The organism is Bacillus bingmayongensis, from assembly GCF_000299035.1.
Taxonomy (GTDB): domain Bacteria; phylum Bacillota; class Bacilli; order Bacillales; family Bacillaceae_G; genus Bacillus_A; species Bacillus_A bingmayongensis.
Window position 1 is genome coordinate 56766 of record NZ_JH921522.1, and the last position, 19041, is coordinate 75806.

Consider the following 19041-nt stretch of genomic DNA (forward strand, 5'->3'; position numbering starts at 1 on the left):
TGGGGTTTCCTTTCAAGTAAAAATAGATGAGGTGGAGAGATGAACGGATACGTATATTTAGTTGGTGCAGGGCCTGGTGATGAAGGACTTATTACAAAAAAAGCAATAGATTGCCTAAAAAAAGCAGATGTTGTTTTATATGACCGCTTATTGAATCAAAATTTACTTCGCTATACAAAGCCAACATGCGAACTCGTTTACTGCGGGAAAATGCCAACAAATCATATTATGCGACAAGAAATGATTAACACGCATTTAATTAAGTCTGCCAAAGAAGGTAAAATTGTCGTCCGCTTAAAAGGCGGAGATCCATCGATTTTTGGCCGCGTTGGTGAAGAAGCAGCAGCTTTAGCAGCTGAAGATATTCTATATGAAATTGTTCCAGGTATTACATCTAGTATTGCCGCTAGTGCGTATGCCGGCATCCCTCTTACCCATCGCAACTATAGTAATAGTGTCACGTTGCTAACTGGTCATACAAAGGGAGCAATTAGCGACCAAGTCAATTACAGTGCCCTCTTAAACAGCGATACAATCGCCTTTTACATGGGTGTTAAAAACTTACCGGTAATTTGCGAAAACTTATTGCAAACAGGAAGAAAAAAGGATACACCCGTAGCAGTCATTGAATGGGGTACAACGGGAAAACAACGAGTTGTTACAGGTACATTGTCTACAATCGTTGATTCCGTAAAGAAAGAACATATTTCAAATCCTTCGATGACAATCGTTGGTGAGGTTGTATCTTTACGTAAACAAATTGCTTGGCAAGAACACAAACCACTACACGGAAAAAAAGTTTTATTTGCCTCTGCAACAAATAAAACAAGTATACTAGCGCAAAAGTTACAAACAAATGGAGCAGAAATATATCAAATACCAACTTTCAAAAAGCGGGAATATCAGTTAACATCCGATCAACTCTGTGAAATATTTAAAGCCGAGCGCCTTGTTTTCTGTTCACCTGAGAGTGTAGCAATCTTATTACAATCATGTGAGCAGCATCAAAAAGATATTCGCTCCTTACAAGCAACACTACAACATATGAATAGCGCTACTCAAAAAACGCTTATGCAGTATGGATTATTAAGCGAATCAGCAAGATTCTCTACCGAAACAACTATTTACTTAGGACGAAATATTAACCGCATTGCCATCATTCAAGAAAAAATAGGTGCGGGTTCTCATATCCTAACGCATGAATATCAAATTGATTATCGTTTTGATGAAGTTCATACATGTACACTGACTGAATTCACATGGGATAGTATTGTATTCGAAGGACGCGCTGCAATTGATACGTTTATAACAGAAGTAAAACGCCTCGGATTCATGGATATTCTTCATTTACCATTCTCATATGCCGATGAACCGACTCTGCAATATGCAAATAAAGTCGGATTCCATAATATCGATCATCAGCTGCAAGCTATCATCGAGGAGAAAGAAGTGGTGGCAGGGTGAAAGGTATCGTTTATATTGGACATGGTAGCCGATTACAAGAAGGCAACGAACAGTTCATTCACTTTGTTCAGTCCGTTATAAAAGAACGAAGCGAGATCATCCAAAAAATTGGATTTCTTGAACTAACCACACCGACTGTACAAGACGCAATTGCAGAAGCCATCCAAGACGGTGCGACTGAGGTTTTAATTGTCCCTGTTTTATTATTTGCAGCAGCCCATTATAAACGTGATGTCCCTTTTGAAATTGAGAAAATACAAAAACGCTATCCACACATTACATTTTCAATTGCACCACCTTTCAGTACGCATCCGTTTATGATTGAACTTGTGATAAAACGAATACGTGAAGCTATGCCCATACAAGGTAGTGAAGTCTTACTTGTCGGCCGTGGTAGTAGTGATTCTCAGCCTATACATGAATTAAGGCAAATTGGATCAGTAGTCGAGCAAAAACTCTGCTTGTCTGTTTCCTGTTCCTTTTTAACAAAAGGAACACCTTCTTTTACTGATGAACTCAATGAAAAGGCCGCATCCGAAAAGCATGTATATGTCATGCCGTATCTTCTCTTCACCGGCTTATTACTTCAGAAAATAAATCGGCATGCCAAAAAATACGCTAACGTTACAACTTGTAACTGCCTTCAATTTGATTCCTACATGAAGTCTGCTTTATTAGAGCGAATGGAGGAACATGTACATGCATAACATCTATCCTATTATGTGTAATCTACAAGGCAAAACGGTTGTAATTATCGGTGGTGGGAAAATTGCATACCGAAAGGCAGCTGGATTAGAGAACACAGGAGCTCATGTTACTATTGTGAGCCCATATATTTGTGAAGAAATGAAGAATCTTACCTATATTACATGGAAGAAAAAAACATTTACAGAAGAAGATATTAAAGATGCCCATCTCATTTATGCTGCAACAAATTATCATGATGTAAATATGATGGTCAAACACGCTGCTCATGATTTTCAATGGGTGAATATCGTAAGTGATGGGACAGAGTCATCCTTTCATACACCTGCAATCATTCGAAATGACGAATATGTTATAAGCATATCAACTTCTGGTAAAAATCCATCCTTTGCAAAACGAATCAAGCAAAAACTAATGACGCTCTTTCCTCAAATTATAAAATAAAAAAGATGAACGAATCCCCCTCGTTCATCTTTTTAGCTTGCTTTAAAACCACCGCCAAGTACATCTCGTACGTCATGAATAACAACAAACGCATCTTCATCCACGTTACTGATTACTTGTTTTAATTTTACAAGCTCTTGTTTATTAATTACAACATATAGTACTTCTTTATTTTTTCCAGTATAACCACCGCGTCCTTCTAAAACAGTAACACCGCGTGTCATATGTTTTGTAATCGTTTCACGAATTAAATCGGGTTGACTCGATATAATCGTAACCGCTGTTTTCGTATTAATTCCTTCTACAATGAAGTCGATTACTTTTGCTCCGATAAATACTGCAACGAGCGTATACATTGCTTTTTCTTGCCCAATGATAAACACCGAACCGGCAATTACAACAATATCAATAATAAGAACACCTTTTCCAACGCTCCACCCTAAATATTGATTCGCTAATTGTGCTAAAATTGCAGATCCTCCAGATGTACCTCCCGCTCGGAACATACAACCTAAACCAATCCCAACAAACACTCCAGCAAACAAAGCTGCTAATAACGTATCGCTGTTTACTCTATGTCCAATGTGTTCTGTTGCATATAAAAACAAGGAAGTTTCTACAATACCGAGGATTGTGTAAACTATCGTTTTTTTATCAAAAAATTTATAACCAATAGCTAATAAAACCGCATTCAACGCAAAGTTCACAATCCCTGGTGACCATCCAAATAAATAATAGGTGACAACTGTTAAACCGATGATTCCACCTTCCGATAAACGGTTTGGAATTGCAAAATAGTTAATACCAATTGCAAATAATAGTGAACCAATTGTAATTAATGCAATTTCTTTCATACGTTGATTAAACATAAGTTGTAACCCCCCTCCATTTGACATTGTATCACTATCTTACAGAGGTATAGAAATAGTTTTTACCACACTCTTTTTTCTTATAACAGCTATATAATTATGTTTACATAAATGTTTGTTTAGTTATACAAGTTCGCCCTAACAGCATCAACAAATTTCTTCACGTTCCCCGCTTGAACATACTTAGCCACCACAACTTCACTATTATGAATAAACACTAACCGTGGAAATATTTCTATATCATCTATACAAAAATACGAGTATTCTTCAAATATTATAGGGTAATATGGAAATTCTCCATAAAAAAGAATCCGCTTATTAGTAGCAACAAATATACCTTGTTGGTATGAAAAGGAAAAGTTATCCTTCTCGAATATTCCTACCACAAAAGATAAAATTTGTTCATCAGATTCTAAATACTTTTTTACATTCAATAATAGGTCGTTCATGAATATTCCTCCAAATTCAATTCATTGTCGTAACACTTGAAAAGAATCCATGGATTACTACATAACCGGTATAGCTTAGTTATAAAGTATGAAACGCGTTTCCAGTCAAACACATTTTCAAAAAAATCCGTTATGCCATTACACATAACGGATTCCAGTTAAACGGTAGAGCGTTCCACCAAATTATAAGGAATTTCTATCTTTTCTTGTTTCCAATCATCATTGCTTATTTGTTTGTAAAATAGTTCAAAAGCACTTTTACCAATCTCTTTCACATGTTGATCAATTGTTGTGATTTGTAACACTTGGGAAATGGGTTGATTATCGAAACCAATAATCGCTAAATCCTGTGGAACATTTATGCCTAATTTTTTAGCTTCTGTCATAATTCCAATAGCAACTTCATCCCCAGCTACTAGCAACGCCTCAGGAACATGCTCCATCTCTTTTAACTTATCTGCAACCCTCACACCATCTTCTAATGTAAAGCATTCCGTAAAAATTCGATTTTCGATAATTTCTTCATCTATCAGTTGTAAAGCTTGCTTATAAGCCTCAAATCTCTTTTTACTACTAGCTCCTCTCTGCCTCCCTGTGCAATATCCAATTTTTTTGTAGCCTTTCTTGATCAAGTAATTCATCCCTAATTGAAAAGCTCCAAAATGATTTATATATACGCTGGATATGCCCAAAACGTCGGTCTCTTCACAAGCAATAATCGCCCCATATGAAGCATAGTGCTTAATTACATCCCAATCATTCGAGCGTGAACAAATAATGATACCATCTAGTTGTTTTGTTTTTAACATATGTAAACTTTCTATTTCTTCTCGCTTATTATAATTAGTCTGACAAAGAAGGACTCGGTAATTATGAGCTAATGCACCTTCCATAATTCCTCCAACGATTGCATCGAAATGTGGATGGTCAATATAAGGTAAAATCACACCAACAATATTTGTTTTTCCTTTTGATAAATGAACTGCCTTTGCATTTTGCGAGTAATTCAATTTCTCAACAACCTCTAAAACCGCTTGTCGTTTTTCTTTACTTACATATGGATGGTCATTCAACACTCGTGAAACAGTTGTAACCGACACACCTGCTAGCTTTGCAATATCTCTAATATTAGCCATCTGCTCACCTCTTTCCCTCATCTTATAAAAAAGAAGATTATCCTAAGATAATCTCCTTTTTTATAACGTATTTACATCCTTTTGGCTATCTTGCTCCTGCTTTTCAGGCTGGTAGATAAATACATGTTCCTCATATCGACCTGGTTTATCACCTACACGAGCTCCTCCAGCTATAAATTTAATCGCAAACTCTTTTGCCTCAATCATTGGAAAACTAATGATATATTCCTTCGCCTCACCATCTTGAATATCTGCAGCATCTGTTATTGGTAGCTTATCGCGATCTAATGGAGAAATTTGTTTACCATCTTGCAAAATAACTGTATTGTTTGGATACATATTCATCTTCAGCCCAGTTCGATTCTCAACTCTGACTTTTAGCGTAATTCGATCACCAGTTAATTTTTTATAATCAAATTCGCCTTCTTTAATTTGTACAGTATACCCTTCAAAATCAATTCGATTTCCATTTATAATTGTTCCGCCCTTAGTATCGGGTCTATCTACATATTTTGCTCTCATACTTGCACTGGACTGAGGAGGTTGATTTTGATTACCTTTCTCTTTCAAACTATCCTTTGCTTTATCTTCAGCAGCAGGGGGTTGTGAAGAACTTGCACTACCTTTATTTCCATCCGATGAAAACAATTCATTTGGAGATTTAATTTCTTTTCCATCCAATGTTTTGATCGATTTTATTGATGTACTTTTTATTCTCCATTTTTTATCTTCTTTATCAAGTGTATGCACGGCTTCCGTTACATTATCTGTATAATTCTCACTTTCCCTTTTACTCTTTGTTTCTTGTTTCACTTCTACAGTTGCATACTTATCAGAATAAGAAAGTACCTTTACCTTTTTTAAACTAGCTTTTAAATCAAGTAATTCGAACATCTGTCCTGTTGTTTTTTTTGAAATTTCATAACTATAAACCTTACTCGAAAGCGTGTCTAGATATCCGTCCAAGTCTTCTTTATTAAATGCTTCTACATTCTCTTCTAATGCTTGTTTCACTTCTTTTTCTACATTACTCTCTTTAGGCTTCGCATTACTTTTTGTTGAGCATCCCATAGTTCCAAGTAATAAGACACCAGCTAACAACGACATTCCCCATTTTATATGTACTACTTTTTTCATATTAAATCCCCTTTATTTTATAACTTTTTCTTTGATTGTTTCGTACACACTATTACTAGATTTCCTCTTTCTTTATTCTACATTTTAATATCAAGATTCTTTTCCAGTTCTCTCTTTTAATAAAGACTCCCCATCCAATGTCTCAGCAGTTAACATCCCTTGACTTGTAATAACCCATTTATCTTTTTCTTTTTCTAATACAAAGCGCGTCTTTACAACATTATCCGTATACTCTACACTCTTATCCTTATTTTTAGCTGTTGTTTTTGCCTCTATTGTTGCATATTTATCATTTATAGATAAAACCTGCATCCGATCAATTGTAATTTTGACATCATACTCATCTAATAAAGTCTCATTCTCTTCTTTTATTACGTCATATGCAAATATGTCTTTCGAATATGTTTTCATATAATCATCAGTATCTTTCTGATTAAATGCTTTTACTTGGTCTGAAATTACCTTTTCTACCTCTTTTTTTGCTTTTGCTTGTGCATTTTCATCTTCTTTCTTTTTGTCTACACCACAACCACTTATCCCTAATGCCAAAACCATACAAGCTAATACCCCGTATTTTTTCTTACTTAATTTTCCCATGATGTTCCCCCTTTTAATTCCCTTAATATTCCACTAGTATATTTTATCACAAAAATGATTATTAAAATGAATTATCTCTTACAAAAATGTAATCTTGCTGTAAGCTAATTCGATAGTTGCCCCTACCTGTATTTCATATAATTAAGTTAGAAAGTAACAACAACCATTCGAAAAGGAGCGGATATACATGATGAACGAATTAAAAACTAACAAATTCTTAAATACAATGAGCATGGTGTTATCCGCTCTTGTCGACGCAAAAGCTGTTGCTACTACTTTAAACAAGTAAGGAGAGAATACCTATGAACAACATTACTTGTAACAAATTAGATTTTATTGGACTAGCTAGCGGCGCTGCTCTTCTTACAGCTTTCATTTATGCTGCTACGCTTATATAACTTTGTGTCCCCTTCCCCTTTATATAAATAGTAATAGAAAAGACGACCGTCTATGCCCGGTCGTCTTTTCCTACTTGTTATTTCTTTGTAATGTTTCTGTTAGTTCTTCAAATGTTTCGTTCAATCGATCTGTCATCAATTTCATTGCTGTTTTTCGATCTACTGCTTCTCCCGCTTCTACTTGAATCGGATTACCAAAAATTAATTTTGCTCTTTTCCCCTTAATTAATTCTTTTACACTTGATGGCCCAACATAAGCTGCAGGTACTAAAGGAACATTAGAACGCATCGCAATCGTAACAGCTCCCGCTTTTAAAGAAACGTCCTCCGTCGACCTCGTTCCACTTGGAAAAATCCCCACTACCTTTCCATCCTTTAATAACCGAGATGGAATTTTCAATGTACTTGGGCCTGGATTTGCACGATCTACCGGAAAAGCATTCACATTCTTAAAAAACCAATTTGTAAATTTACTTTCAAACAGTTCCTTTTTTGCCATATAATGAATTTCCGTTGGATACATCCCGGCCGCTAACATTAAAACATCCATAAAACTCGTATGTGTACAAGCAACAACATATGGTCCACCTTGAGGTAAATTTTCTCTCCCTTGTACTTCCACTTTCCCAATAGTCTTAAATATATATTTCAACAAAAATGTAATTAGTTTATACATTCATTTCGTTCCTTTCCCAATATCCAAAGTTTAATTATATCCTTACACAAATTATAACACTAACTTTTAGTAGTTGGTAATAAAATTAAGTGACAATTTTTAAAAATTAATTCTTACAAAAATGTAATCTTGCTGTAAGCTAATTCGATAGTGACATCTCTCCACATTTTGTACAATTAAGTCAGAAAGTAACAACAACCATTCGAAAAGGAGCGGATATACATGATGAACAAAATCAACACAAATAAATTCGTAAATACAATGAGCATGGTGTTATCCGCTCTTGTCGACGCAAAAGCTGTTGCTACTACATTAAACAAGTAAGGAGAAAATATCAATGAACAACATTACTTGTAACAAATTAGATTTTATCGGACTAGCTAGCGGCGCTACTCTTCTTACAGCTTTCATTTACGCTGCTACGCTTATATAATTTTGTGTCCCCTTTCCCCTTTATATAAATAGTAATGAAAAGACGACCGTCTATGCCCGGTCGTCTTTTCATTATATTTTTCTTTCATGTAATTCTTTTAATAGCTGTATCATTTCAGCTTGTTGTTTTATCTTCTTACGACCATTTCGATTAATCGCTGCAAGCTCACATGCAATTCCAACGGCAAAGAAAAACAATAAACTTTCTAACATATAAAATCCTCCACATGCATTGTCTATTAGACAGCTTGACGCAACTCCTCTTCTTCTAAAACCTGCTTATCCTTGCTTTCTTCTTTACGCTGACATACGTTATTTCGGATAAGAGCCGTCATAACAAGCATTGTTCCTACTATATCAAAAATTGTTATTTTATATCCTTGCATCATCATAATGACCAATGTAGTAATTGGAACAAAGTTAATAAATAAAATCCCATTAATTGATGATAAAATTTTTACACCATAATTCCAAGTAAGTAGTGCCACAATACCTGGTAATGTCATCATAAATAATAAATCGTACTTAACAATAGAAATCGTTTCCACACTTGGTACCGATACATATCCTAACATTGTAATGATCATCGTTATGACACCTGTTACAGCTGTACCAAATACACATGTCAATGTAGAATAGCGAAGTGTCGACCAATCACTAAAGGATTGGCCACCCATCGTATAGATTACCCATCCCACAACACCTATAAAAATAAATGCTAGTGAAAATAGATTATCTTTCAATGTAAGGAAGAAACTCATATCACCTTTTGTAATAACAAAAATAGCTCCAATAAAAGCGATTATCATACTTGTAATCATGTACCTCTTCGGTTTTATATGTTTATATCCCCATAGAATACCAATTGAAATCATCGGCATAAGCGCCTCCATAATAGACGCTACCATAACACCGGATTTCCCCATTAACATTTGGCCTAAGAAAACAAGTACATTATATACAGTAAACGCCATCGTTCCGAAGAAGACGAGTAGCTTTCCTTTCCCTTCTAAACGAAATGCCTTCTTGCCTTCTTTCATCAATAATAATAAAACTAATACAATCGCTACTGCCCCGTAACGAATGAACGAAAAGTAAAATGGATCTATATACTCTAGTGCATGATCTGCAACTGGAAACATTGCTCCCCATGACATGCTTGCGATTAAACATGCCAGTGCCCCCATTATCATTTGACCTTTTCTCACCGTAATCCCCCGCTTCTATGTAATTCTCGATGCATTGCACAATGAGAATTGTAAAAGAAAAAATATATCACGTAAAATGATTCAAAATGATGTTAACTATCATTTATAATGATAGTTAACATCAAGGGGGAATGCTCATTGGAACTACGAGACTTACAAATTTTCCAATGCGTTGCAGATTACGGAAGTGTCAGCAACGCAGCAAAAGAATTAAATTATGTACAATCCAATGTAACAGCACGTATTAAACAATTAGAAAACGAGCTCAAAACGCCGCTTTTTTATCGCCATAAAAAAGGGATGACATTAAATGCAGAAGGACGAAAAATGCTTGCTTACGTTAATAAAATTTTGCAGGATGTTGAAGAACTGAAACAAGTATTTCTAGATAGTAACATGCCATCTGGAACCTTAAAAATCGGGACAGTCGAAACAGTGAGTACATTACCTACCATCCTATCTTCTTACTACAAAGAATATCCAAATGTCGACTTATCACTGCAAGCTGGTTTAACCGAGGAACTCATTAAAGAGGTTATTGACCACCAATTAGATGGCGCTTTTATATCAGGACCTATTAAACATCCACTATTAGAACAATATGATGTATGTACAGAAAAACTCGTTCTCGTTACGCAAAATAAAGCCTTTCATATAGAAGAATTTATAACAACACCACTCCTTGTCTTTAATCAAGGGTGCGGCTATCGTTCTAAGCTAGAGCGTTGGCTCAAAGATGAGGGATTACTTCCAAAAAGAATTATGGAATTCAATATATTAGAGACAATTTTAAATAGCGTTGCACTCGGCCTCGGGATTACACTCGTGCCGCAGTCCGCTGTTAGGCACCTTTCTACTACAGGAAAAGTTCATTGTCATCCGATTCCTGAAAAATATGGGAGCATTTCAACTGTCTTTATAAGGCGGAAAGATACCTATCTGACCAACTCAATGCAGAGCTTTTTAAAAACAATTGAAGAGCATCATCATATCAATATGCTTTAAGAGACATTCTTACACGAATGTCTTTTTTTCTTACAAAACTGTAATGCTGCCGTAAGCTAATTCGATAGTTACCCCTGCCCACATTTCATATAATTAAGACAGAAACAAGGGCAACAACAATTCGAAAAGGAGCGGATACGCATGATGAACAAAATGAAAACAAACAAATTTGTTAATACAATGGGCATGGTGCTATCTGCTCTAATCGATGCAAAAGCAGTTGCTACAACTTTAAACAAATAAGGAGAGATAACTATGAACGACATTACTTTTAACAAATTAGACTTTATTGGACTTGCAAGCGGCGCAGCTCTTCTTACAGCTTTTATTTACGCACTTGCTCAAGGCCTCATCTTATAAAATCGTTTCCCCTAACCCCTTTATATAGAGAAAAATCTGCTCGTCTTATGGACAAGCAGATTTTTTAATTTGTTTCATATATAACTTGGCCCGTTTTACTTATATCGTATCCACCAATTGCTCGCAGTTCATTTTGAAATTCTAGAGATTGTAGTATTTCTTTTACAGCTTCAATGAGTTGTTCATTTTCTTTATTTTTTAAGATTATCAAGTCATATTGTTCTTTCATAAGTGGAATAAAATCTACATTCACAATTTGCGCTACCTTTTCTGATCCTACGCCGACATCGGCTTTCCCATTAGCAATTTGAGAGGCAACGCCAAGATGATTAGACTCTTCCCAATCATATCCTCGAATATTTGCTTTAGCTAAATTTTGAATTCTCACCTGTTCATCTACTAGTACACGAATTCCTGATCCTTTTTCACGATTCACAAATTGAATCGATGAGTCATTCAAGTCAGCCCACGTTTGTATTCCTTTTGGATTTCCTTTTTGGACATAAAATCCAACATTTCTCGCTAATAAGTTCATCACAATACATGGTTGTCCAACTAAAATTCGTTTTACATACGGAATGTTATATTCACCTGTATCGCCATCAAACAAATGTAAGCTAACGATACTCCCTTCTCCTTGAGACATCTTAATTAAGCTCATTAAACTCCCCTGATAAGCCCTAAGCATACTAGAGCTTGGTAAAAGTTTTTCAAGATGCTTCGCTAGCATATCTAATGTTAACTCTTGCCCACTAATGACACAGGAAGATTCCCTATGCTTCTTCTCTAGTTTCATAGAAGCAGCCTGCACTTTCCCCGTTTTCATTTGCTTAATATATTGTTCTAAGTCCACCGCATCGATACGCATTTGTCTACCAACTCTGTAAGAAGGTAGTTCACCTTTTTTTATTAAATCATACACTGTTAACTTTGAGACTTTTAATCTGGTTGCTACCTCTTCCGTTGTGTAGGAATGATAATCCATAGACGATTCCTCACTTTCTCTTTTCATTGTAACAAAGAATGAAAATTTCTCCTATTTTTTCAAAAAGTGATTTATTTCACATTATATTTAATTATATCTATTTATAATTAAATATAATTAGTTATAATTAATGCGATGAAAAGAAAGGGGATTATATGTATGAGCAAATTTACATTACGGTACATTGGGGTATTCATGCTTTCTTTCCTTCTTATATTTAGTGCCGCTTGCACAAGCGGAGAAAAGAAAGAAAAAACAAATGCTAAAGAAGAAAAAGCAGTTGAACTTACAATATCTGCAGCTGCAAGTTTACAAGATGCTTTTAAAGAAATTGAAAAACAATATAAACAAAAAGAACCAAACATAAAGCTTGCCTTTAACTTTGGTGGTTCTGGCGCACTTCAGCAGCAAATTGAACAAGGTGCTCCTGCTGATTTATTCTTCTCTGCAGCAGAAGATAAATTTCAAACGCTTGTCAAAAAAGGATTTATTAATGAAAAAGAGGGGAAAAGCCTTCTTGGAAATGAACTTGTTTTAATCGTTCCAAAGGAAAGCTCTATTAAAACATTTCAAGAATTAAAAGAGGAGAAAGTGAAAAAACTAGCAATCGGTACACCAGAATCTGTACCAGCTGGAAAATATGCAAAAGCTTCTCTTACACATGGAAATTTATGGAATGACCTCCAAAACAAAACTGTATTTACAAAAGACGTTCGCCAAGTGTTAACATATGTAGAAACAGGAAGTGTAGATGCTGGAATTGTATACAAAACAGATGCTCTTATTTCAGATAAAGTAAAAATCGCAGGTGCAGCACCTGCTAATTCTCATGAACCTATTCATTATCCAGTAGGAGTCATAAAAGAATCCAAGCATAAGAAAGAGGCGACTTCATTTTATGAATATTTACAGTCAAAAGATACACAATCTATCTTTAAAAAATATGGATTTACAATCCTATCGTAACTACTATGACATTTGATACACTTTGGCTGCCTGTTTTTCTTTCCTTACGAGTAGCTGCACTCGCCACCATTATTGTTATGATTTTTGGCACAGTTATCGGACGAGTATTAGCTCGCTCCTCATGGCGTTATAAAGTGTTATTAGAAACTATTTTTCTGTTACCGATGGTACTTCCACCAACTGTTATTGGGTTCTTTCTCATTATTATTTTTGGGAATAACAGCCCTGTTGGAAAGTGGATTGAATCATTATTTCAACAATCGATTATGTTTACATCATGGGCAGCTGTCATCGCTTCAACAGTCGTTTCATTTCCACTGATGTATCAATCGGCAAAGACAGGGTTTTCTATTGCAAACAAGCAAATCGAAGATGGTGCCCGCGATCTTGGAGCAAGTGAATATCAAGTCTTTTTACACGTCACACTACCACTTGCATTTCCTGCATTACTTAGTGGAATGATTTTAAGCTTTGTACGCGCACTCGGTGAGTTTGGAGCAACACTTATGTTTGCTGGTAACATTCCAGGCAAAACACAAACGATTCCAACAGCTATTTATATGGCAATTGATGCAAGTAATATGAACCTTGCTTGGACACTCGTTATCATAACAGTCAGTATGTCACTCATATTTTTATTGTGCATTCAGCTGATTAATAAAAGAATCACTACTTCTTAAAGCAGCTTTCAACAAAAGCTGCTTTCTTTTTATATTATTTCCCGAAAAATAAAGTATTTTGTAGAATGAAAGGAAACTCTATATAAAGTGAAACTTTAATCAGCCTGCACCAATCGGGCTTCTACGAGCAGTTTATCTCCCACCTAACTTCTTTGCTTTCTCAGAATTTTGAGGTGGGAGTATTACTGCCCACAAATAGCGGGATACATCCATTTTGATTTTTGACATATAAGTTGTTGCTATAAAAAAGGGGACTTACACCCGTCTTCTCTCTTCCACCCAAAAATGGTTTATGTCCTTTTTTTATTTGGATTTATATAATTCATCACCTATATCTTTCCACCTTACAAAAATGTAATCATCTTGTAAGGTAATTCGATAGTTACCATTGTCCATATCTCATATAATCAAAATATAAAGTAAAGCTTTCGGGAATTGGATTGTCCCCCCTCTTCCCATTAGCGAAAAAAGAGTTAAATAACTTTATTCCCCTAACCCCTTTAAATAAAAAAGATCTCAATCGAAAAATTGAGATCTTTTTTTATTATAATAAAATAACAGAATTTTAATATTTATAAAAATATACATTCTATTTGAATTTACTTTCTAAAAAGGGCAATTTCCTGTTATTATATTTAGGTGTTTGAAAAAATGAAGAAATGAAAACGCATTTATACTGTGAGTTCTTCATCATGTTTTAACGATTTAAATTATATTGATATAGCAATACGAAGGGAGTCTTGTAATGGACATTTTATTAGCGCTTCTTCCTGCAATTGCATGGGGGAACATTTTATTAGTAAGCGTAAAAATGGGCGGCGGCGCATATAGCCAAACGTTAGGTATGACAATCGGTGCCTTATTCTTCGCAATAATTATGTATATATTTACTCAACCAGCTTTAACTATGACGATCTTAATTGTCGGCTTTATTTCAGGTTTATTCTGGGCTTTAGGACAAGCGAACCAATTAAAAACTGTAGAAAAACTAGGTGTTTCTACAACTGTTACTATTTCTACAGGCATGCAACTTGTTGCGACTTCTATCTTTGGCGTTATCGCTTTCCGTGAGTGGACTACTACTACTACGATCATTCTGGGAACGATTGCAATCCTTTTAATTGTAGTTGGTGTTGTCTTCACTTCATTGGATGATAAAGAAAATGCACAGCCACCAGGACAATTGAAAAAAGGACTTTTAACTTTAATTGTTTCTACTTTCGGCTACCTTGTATATGTAATTATTATTCGTTGGTACAATATCGATGGTTGGTCTGCTATTCTACCACAAGCAGTCGGTATGTTTGTTGGTGCAGTTGTACTGACATCTAAACATAAACCATTTAACAAATACGCAATTCGTAACGCTTTATCTGGTCTACTTTGGGGAACAGGTAACTTATTCTTACTTCTTTCTTTACCAAAAGTTGGAGTGGCAACAAGTTTCCCACTATCACAAACTGGTATCGTTATCTCGACATTCGGTGCAATTGTCTTCTTAGGCGAAAAGAAAACAAAGCGCCAAATGGTATTTATTGCACTAGGTAGTGTTCTAATTATCGGCGGTGCTGTTCTACTTGGTATGACAAAAGCATAATTACACAAGCTATGAATCAAACCCCCGAAGCATATCTGCTTCGGGGGTTTCCTATTATTAATTATTAAAATCTCTTTATAAGACTTTTCTTTTTACAAAAATCTCCCCAAAATGTTATCGTTTTTATAACATATTCTAAGCAGGAAGGAATAAAGGATATGCCAAAAAAAAATAGAATTTTATTTATTGGTGCCGGTCGTATGGCGGAAGCAACCTTCGCCGGACTGCTCAAAACAAGTAATGAATACATCGAAGAAATTATTGTATCCAATCGAAGTAATATAGAGAAACTTAAGCAATTAGAGAAAAAATATGACATCTCAATTACAAATGATTGGAAAAAGCACATTAAAAATGCAGATACCATTGTTTTAGCGATGCCACCAGCTGCACATGAACAGTTATTAGCGGAGTTATCACCTCTCCTAACCCATCAGTTTGTTGTAACAGTTGCTGCAGGAATTGGTCCATCTTATTTAGAAGAAAAACTCCCTCAAGGTACACCTGTTGCCTGGATTATGCCAAATACAGCTGCAACAATTGGAAAGTCTATTTCTCTATATACAATGGGGCGTTTCGTAAATGACGAGCATCAAGAAACACTGCAACTACTCTTAAAGGGAATTGGCACAGCACAGCTCTGCACGGAAGAAGAGGTTCATCAGCTAACCGCTGTTACTGGAAGTGCGCCTGCCTTCCTTTACCACTTTGCTGAAGGTTTAATTGAAGCAACAAAAAGCTATGGAATCGATGAAGCAACAGCAAAACACCTTGTTATTCAAATGATCGCTGGCTCTGCTGCTATGCTCGAGCAAGAACAAGATCCAGCTATGCTTCGTGAACAAGTAACAACACCAGGTGGTTCCACTGCAGAAGGTTTAAAGGTTTTATATGAATATAATTTTTCAAAGATGATTCACCAAGCAATTGAATCAACAAATAAAAAAGCTAGGGGGAATTAATATGACAGTAAAAAGCTTACAAGATTACACAACATTACATAATGGAGTAAAGATGCCTTGGTTTGGCTTAGGTGTTTTTAAAGTTGAAGATGGCTCAGAAGTAATCGACTCTGTAAAAGCAGCCATAAAAAACGGATATCGTAGCATCGATACAGCTGCCATTTATAAAAATGAAGAAGGCGTTGGACAAGCAATTCGAGAATCCGGTATGCCACGTGAAGAATTATTTATCACATCAAAGGTATGGAATAGCGATCAAGGTTATGAGTCAACATTACAAGCTTTCGAAACAACATTACAAAAGTTAGGCTTGGAATATTTAGATTTATACTTAGTGCATTGGCCTGTAAAAGGGAAATACACTGAAACGTGGAAAGCACTAGAAAAGCTTTATAAAGATGGCCGTGTTCGTGCAATCGGTGTGAGTAATTTTCACATCCATCATCTACAAGATGTATTAGAAATCGCTGAAATTAAACCAATGATTAACCAAGTGGAATATCACCCACGCTTAACACAAGAAGAGCTTCATGCTTTCTGTAAAGAACATAACATTCAGCTTGAAGCTTGGTCACCATTAATGCAAGGGCAATTACTTAACCATCCGACATTACAAGAAATTGCTACAAAATATAACAAATCCACAGCACAAATCATTTTACGCTGGGATCTGCAAAACGAAGTTGTAACTATTCCTAAATCAATTAAAGAACACCGCATTATCGAAAATGCAAACATCTTTGATTTTGAATTAAGCGCTGAAGATATGAAAGCCATTCAGTCATTAAATGAAAATCACCGTGTTGGTCCAGACCCTGATAATTTCGATTTTTAAAATGAGAGTCACTGTGTAATTGCACAGTGACCTTTCTTTTTGTATCACCACTTAAAAAACTAAAAATTTAAACTATATTTCGTTTCATCGACAGTTCATTCTCCCAGGTGTAATATTTTGAATAATCAAAGAAACAAAAAATTAATACGACTTATTTGTTTACTCATTGTATCAAGAGAGGTGGAGGGACTGGCCCTTTGAAACCTCGGCAACAGGTTCACTTTGAATACTGTGCCACTTCCTGCAAGCTTTATGCTTGAAAGATAGAATGAGGGACCTCGTTTATATACAAGTACATGTCTTATAAACAAAAATCCCTCTTTCTCGATAAGAAAAGAGGGATTTTTTCTTTCCCTCATAAATTGTTCAACACTCATTTTTTGAAAATAACTAAACAATTTAGGGAGGAATTCAAAATGAAAAAGAAATTTGTACCCACTGTAGCATCAGTTTTAGGAGCAAGTATTTTATTAACAGGGTGCGGTAGCTATAAAGATGATGCAAGCGGAGCGAAAGCAAAAGATAAAGTTCCTGATAAACAAGTATTGAACTTAGCTACTGGCACAGAAATCCGTACAATGGACACTGCTCGTGCTACAGATACTGACTCTGGCCAAGTAATGAGAAACGTATTTGAAGGCCTATATAATCTTGGTGAGGGAAATAAGCCTATTCCTGGTGTTGCAAAGTCTCATGAGGTAAGTCCCGATAAAACAAAATATACATTCCATTTACGAGATTCAAAATGGTCAAACGGTACTCCCGTTACAGCAAAAGATTTTGTCTTTGCTTGGCAACGTGCAGTTGACCCAGCGACCGCTTCTGAATACGCATTTCTATTCTTTGATATAAAAAATGCGAAAAAAATCAATAATAAAGAACTTCCAGCTGATCAGCTTGGGGTAAAAGCAATCGATGACCACACTTTTGAAGTAGAATTAGAGCGCCCTGTTCCCTACTTTATTAGCTTAACGGCATTCCCAACATTCTTACCAATTAATGAAGAGTTCTTCAAATCTCAAGGGGATAAATATGCATTAGAAGATAATACAATTATATATAATGGGGCCTTTACATTAAGTGATTGGAAACATGAACAAAGCTTTAAATTTAAGAAAAATCCTGACTATTGGGATAAGGATACTGTTAAAATTGAAGAAATTAACTTTAATATCGTTAAAGACCATTCAACGGCAGTTAATTTATATGAATCCAAACAAATTGATCGCCTTACTTTAACATCTGATCTTGTTGATAAATATCGCAAAGATAGTAACTTTAAAGAACGTCCGGATGTTGGGGTACAATTCGTACGTATGAACCAAAAAAATAAAACATTACAAAATGTAAATGTCCGCCAAGCTATTGATAAATCAATAGATAAAAAAGCATTTGTAAATGTTCTTTTGAATGACGGTTCTCTCCCAGCATATTCTTTAATTCCAAAGAACTTTGCAAAAGGACCAAACGGGAAAGACTTCCGGGAGGAGAACGGTAATTTAACGAAGGAAAATACAAAAGATGCACAGAAATTCTGGAAACAAGCAAAACAAGAATTAGGCTCAGATAAAATTTCAATTGAATTATTAACAAGTGATAATGACCTTTCTAGAAAAACAGGTGAATATTTAAAAGAACAACTAGAAAAAAACTTAGAAGGTTTAACAATAAACGTGAAGCCTCAACCACGCAAACAACAAGTCACATTATTATTACAAGGAAATTATGATATTGCTGTCGATGGTTGGAGTCCTGATTTTGCTGATCCGATTACATTCTTAGAGTTATTTACAACCGATAACTCATACAACTTAGATCACTATTCTAATAAAGAATTTGATGATTTAATTCAAAAAGTTAAAACTGACTTAGCTGGTGATGAAAAGGCACGCTGGGAAGCTTTAAAACAAGCAGAAAAAATCTTATTTAAAGATGCTGTTATTTCTCCTCTATACCAAAATGGTACATCTTATTTAGAACGTTCTTATGTAAAAGGGATCATTGAAGTTGATTTCGCAGGACCTCTTAACTTCAAATGGGCTAAAATTGAAAAATAATCTACCCTTGCAGAATTTCATTTTAGCCAAAGCTTTCATTACAAGAGAAAAAGGGTATCCCTCAAAAGGATGCCCTTTT

General features: G+C 35.3%; 22 protein-coding genes and 1 riboswitch. Of the genes, 13 read left to right on the forward strand and 9 right to left on the reverse strand.

Annotated features, from left to right (window positions below):
* The first annotated feature begins 39 nt into the window (after window positions 1-39).
* From Y7E_RS0126795 to Y7E_RS0126805, 3 genes are read left to right on the forward strand one after another with little or no spacing between them, the layout of a single operon-like run.
* Window positions 40-1464, forward strand: coding sequence for a uroporphyrin-III C-methyltransferase (locus Y7E_RS0126795; protein WP_017154276.1), 1425 nt, complete (start codon window positions 40-42; stop codon window positions 1462-1464).
* The gene (locus Y7E_RS0126800) at window positions 1461-2171 is read left to right on the forward strand and encodes a sirohydrochlorin chelatase (protein ID WP_017154277.1); all 711 of its coding nucleotides are present in this window, start codon (window positions 1461-1463) and stop codon (window positions 2169-2171) included. The genes Y7E_RS0126795 and Y7E_RS0126800 overlap by 4 nt, the downstream gene beginning before the upstream one ends.
* Entirely contained in the window at window positions 2164-2613 is a 450-nt protein-coding gene (locus tag Y7E_RS0126805; protein WP_017154278.1) for a precorrin-2 dehydrogenase, read from the forward strand. The genes Y7E_RS0126800 and Y7E_RS0126805 overlap by 8 nt, the downstream gene beginning before the upstream one ends.
* Before the next feature lie 32 nt (window positions 2614-2645).
* On the opposite strand, the gene Y7E_RS0126810 is transcribed toward Y7E_RS0126805, so the two are convergent.
* The 5 genes from Y7E_RS0126810 to Y7E_RS0126830 form a co-directional block, all read right to left on the reverse strand.
* Window positions 2646-3482: a YitT family protein gene (locus tag Y7E_RS0126810; protein WP_017154279.1), complete on the reverse strand. Its 837-nt coding sequence runs from the start codon at window positions 3480-3482 to the stop codon at window positions 2646-2648.
* 119 nt (window positions 3483-3601) lie between these two features.
* Window positions 3602-3931: a PH domain-containing protein gene (locus Y7E_RS0126815; RefSeq protein WP_017154280.1), complete on the reverse strand. Its 330-nt coding sequence runs from the start codon at window positions 3929-3931 to the stop codon at window positions 3602-3604.
* A gap of 158 nt (window positions 3932-4089) precedes the next feature.
* Window positions 4090-5067 carry a LacI family DNA-binding transcriptional regulator gene (locus Y7E_RS0126820; RefSeq protein ID WP_017154281.1) on the reverse strand — a complete coding sequence of 326 codons (978 nt, stop codon included), beginning with the start codon at window positions 5065-5067 and terminating at the stop codon, window positions 4090-4092.
* A gap of 60 nt (window positions 5068-5127) precedes the next feature.
* The gene (locus Y7E_RS0126825; RefSeq protein ID WP_017154282.1) at window positions 5128-6204 is read right to left on the reverse strand and encodes a hypothetical protein; all 1077 of its coding nucleotides are present in this window, start codon (window positions 6202-6204) and stop codon (window positions 5128-5130) included.
* Window positions 6205-6294: 90 nt separating this feature from the next.
* Window positions 6295-6801, reverse strand: coding sequence for a YybH family protein (locus tag Y7E_RS0126830; protein ID WP_017154283.1), 507 nt, complete (start codon window positions 6799-6801; stop codon window positions 6295-6297).
* A gap of 302 nt (window positions 6802-7103) precedes the next feature.
* On the opposite strand from Y7E_RS0126830, the gene Y7E_RS31090 reads away from it, so the two are divergent.
* Window positions 7104-7199 carry a DUF3948 family protein gene (locus tag Y7E_RS31090; protein ID WP_017154285.1) on the forward strand — a complete coding sequence of 32 codons (96 nt, stop codon included), beginning with the start codon at window positions 7104-7106 and terminating at the stop codon, window positions 7197-7199.
* A gap of 70 nt (window positions 7200-7269) precedes the next feature.
* On the opposite strand, the gene Y7E_RS0126845 is transcribed toward Y7E_RS31090, so the two are convergent.
* Window positions 7270-7875: a lysophospholipid acyltransferase family protein gene (locus Y7E_RS0126845; RefSeq protein WP_017154286.1), complete on the reverse strand. Its 606-nt coding sequence runs from the start codon at window positions 7873-7875 to the stop codon at window positions 7270-7272.
* A 337-nt stretch (window positions 7876-8212) separates the two neighbouring features.
* Between Y7E_RS0126845 and Y7E_RS31095 the strand changes: the two genes are divergently transcribed.
* Window positions 8213-8308: a DUF3948 family protein gene (locus Y7E_RS31095; protein WP_017154288.1), complete on the forward strand. Its 96-nt coding sequence runs from the start codon at window positions 8213-8215 to the stop codon at window positions 8306-8308.
* A 71-nt stretch (window positions 8309-8379) separates the two neighbouring features.
* Here Y7E_RS31095 and Y7E_RS31100 read toward each other — a convergent pair whose 3' ends face one another.
* A complete protein-coding gene (locus Y7E_RS31100) occupies window positions 8380-8520 on the reverse strand; it encodes a YrzO family protein (RefSeq protein ID WP_017154289.1) in 141 nt (46 codons plus the stop codon).
* Between the two features lie 26 nt (window positions 8521-8546).
* Window positions 8547-9515, reverse strand: a complete 969-nt coding sequence (locus Y7E_RS0126865) for a DMT family transporter (protein WP_017154290.1) — start codon at window positions 9513-9515, stop codon at window positions 8547-8549.
* A gap of 138 nt (window positions 9516-9653) precedes the next feature.
* On the opposite strand from Y7E_RS0126865, the gene Y7E_RS0126870 reads away from it, so the two are divergent.
* Both Y7E_RS0126870 and Y7E_RS31105 read left to right on the forward strand, forming a co-directional pair.
* Complete coding sequence (locus Y7E_RS0126870) at window positions 9654-10520, forward strand: LysR family transcriptional regulator (RefSeq protein WP_017154291.1); 867 nt, start codon at window positions 9654-9656, stop codon at window positions 10518-10520.
* 255 nt (window positions 10521-10775) lie between these two features.
* Window positions 10776-10880 carry a DUF3948 family protein gene (locus tag Y7E_RS31105; RefSeq protein WP_017154293.1) on the forward strand — a complete coding sequence of 35 codons (105 nt, stop codon included), beginning with the start codon at window positions 10776-10778 and terminating at the stop codon, window positions 10878-10880.
* A gap of 64 nt (window positions 10881-10944) precedes the next feature.
* Here Y7E_RS31105 and Y7E_RS0126885 read toward each other — a convergent pair whose 3' ends face one another.
* Window positions 10945-11892: a substrate-binding domain-containing protein gene (locus Y7E_RS0126885; protein WP_026049364.1), complete on the reverse strand. Its 948-nt coding sequence runs from the start codon at window positions 11890-11892 to the stop codon at window positions 10945-10947.
* A gap of 132 nt (window positions 11893-12024) precedes the next feature.
* Between Y7E_RS0126885 and modA the strand changes: the two genes are divergently transcribed.
* The 6 genes from modA (at window position 12025) to Y7E_RS0126915 (ending at window position 18962) form a co-directional block, all read left to right on the forward strand.
* Entirely contained in the window at window positions 12025-12831 is an 807-nt protein-coding gene (modA, locus tag Y7E_RS0126890; RefSeq protein WP_017154295.1) for a molybdate ABC transporter substrate-binding protein, read from the forward strand.
* A 5-nt stretch (window positions 12832-12836) separates the two neighbouring features.
* Window positions 12837-13511, forward strand: a complete 675-nt coding sequence (gene modB, locus Y7E_RS0126895) for a molybdate ABC transporter permease subunit (protein WP_017154296.1) — start codon at window positions 12837-12839, stop codon at window positions 13509-13511.
* Window positions 13512-14256: 745 nt separating this feature from the next.
* Window positions 14257-15108, forward strand: coding sequence for a GRP family sugar transporter (locus tag Y7E_RS0126900; protein WP_017154297.1), 852 nt, complete (start codon window positions 14257-14259; stop codon window positions 15106-15108).
* Window positions 15109-15266: 158 nt separating this feature from the next.
* Complete coding sequence (gene proC / locus Y7E_RS0126905) at window positions 15267-16070, forward strand: pyrroline-5-carboxylate reductase (RefSeq protein WP_017154298.1); 804 nt, start codon at window positions 15267-15269, stop codon at window positions 16068-16070.
* Window position 16071: 1 nt separating this feature from the next.
* A complete protein-coding gene (locus Y7E_RS0126910; RefSeq protein ID WP_017154299.1) occupies window positions 16072-16905 on the forward strand; it encodes an aldo/keto reductase in 834 nt (277 codons plus the stop codon).
* A gap of 165 nt (window positions 16906-17070) precedes the next feature.
* Window positions 17071-17175, forward strand: a riboswitch (SAM riboswitch).
* Between the two features lie 146 nt (window positions 17176-17321).
* Entirely contained in the window at window positions 17322-18962 is a 1641-nt protein-coding gene (locus Y7E_RS0126915) for a peptide ABC transporter substrate-binding protein (RefSeq protein WP_017154300.1), read from the forward strand.
* Window positions 18963-19041 lie beyond the last annotated feature (79 nt).

What these genes read in the sequence shown, in the direction of transcription:
- Y7E_RS0126910 (WP_017154299.1), top strand. Translation starts at nt 16,072, where the DNA reads ATGACAGTAAAAAGCTTACAAGATTACACAACATTACATAATGGAGTA.
- Y7E_RS31090 (WP_017154285.1), top strand. Translation starts at nt 7,104, where the DNA reads ATGAACAACATTACTTGTAACAAATTAGATTTTATTGGACTAGCTAGC.
- Y7E_RS0126825 (WP_017154282.1), bottom strand. Translation starts at nt 6,204, where the DNA reads ATGAAAAAAGTAGTACATATAAAATGGGGAATGTCGTTGTTAGCTGGT.
- Y7E_RS0126915 (WP_017154300.1), top strand. Translation starts at nt 17,322, where the DNA reads ATGAAAAAGAAATTTGTACCCACTGTAGCATCAGTTTTAGGAGCAAGT.
- Y7E_RS31105 (WP_017154293.1), top strand. Translation starts at nt 10,776, where the DNA reads ATGAACGACATTACTTTTAACAAATTAGACTTTATTGGACTTGCAAGC.
- Y7E_RS0126795 (WP_017154276.1), top strand. Translation starts at nt 40, where the DNA reads ATGAACGGATACGTATATTTAGTTGGTGCAGGGCCTGGTGATGAAGGA.
- proC (WP_017154298.1), top strand. Translation starts at nt 15,267, where the DNA reads ATGCCAAAAAAAAATAGAATTTTATTTATTGGTGCCGGTCGTATGGCG.
- Y7E_RS31095 (WP_017154288.1), top strand. Translation starts at nt 8,213, where the DNA reads ATGAACAACATTACTTGTAACAAATTAGATTTTATCGGACTAGCTAGC.
- Y7E_RS0126810 (WP_017154279.1), bottom strand. Translation starts at nt 3,482, where the DNA reads ATGTTTAATCAACGTATGAAAGAAATTGCATTAATTACAATTGGTTCA.
- Y7E_RS0126805 (WP_017154278.1), top strand. Translation starts at nt 2,164, where the DNA reads ATGCATAACATCTATCCTATTATGTGTAATCTACAAGGCAAAACGGTT.
- Y7E_RS0126845 (WP_017154286.1), bottom strand. Translation starts at nt 7,875, where the DNA reads ATGTATAAACTAATTACATTTTTGTTGAAATATATATTTAAGACTATT.
- Y7E_RS0126815 (WP_017154280.1), bottom strand. Translation starts at nt 3,931, where the DNA reads ATGAACGACCTATTATTGAATGTAAAAAAGTATTTAGAATCTGATGAA.
- modA (WP_017154295.1), top strand. Translation starts at nt 12,025, where the DNA reads ATGAGCAAATTTACATTACGGTACATTGGGGTATTCATGCTTTCTTTC.
- Y7E_RS0126820 (WP_017154281.1), bottom strand. Translation starts at nt 5,067, where the DNA reads ATGGCTAATATTAGAGATATTGCAAAGCTAGCAGGTGTGTCGGTTACA.
- Y7E_RS0126885 (WP_026049364.1), bottom strand. Translation starts at nt 11,892, where the DNA reads ATGAAAAGAGAAAGTGAGGAATCGTCTATGGATTATCATTCCTACACA.
- Y7E_RS0126830 (WP_017154283.1), bottom strand. Translation starts at nt 6,801, where the DNA reads ATGGGAAAATTAAGTAAGAAAAAATACGGGGTATTAGCTTGTATGGTT.
- Y7E_RS31100 (WP_017154289.1), bottom strand. Translation starts at nt 8,520, where the DNA reads ATGTTAGAAAGTTTATTGTTTTTCTTTGCCGTTGGAATTGCATGTGAG.
- Y7E_RS0126900 (WP_017154297.1), top strand. Translation starts at nt 14,257, where the DNA reads ATGGACATTTTATTAGCGCTTCTTCCTGCAATTGCATGGGGGAACATT.
- modB (WP_017154296.1), top strand. Translation starts at nt 12,837, where the DNA reads ATGACATTTGATACACTTTGGCTGCCTGTTTTTCTTTCCTTACGAGTA.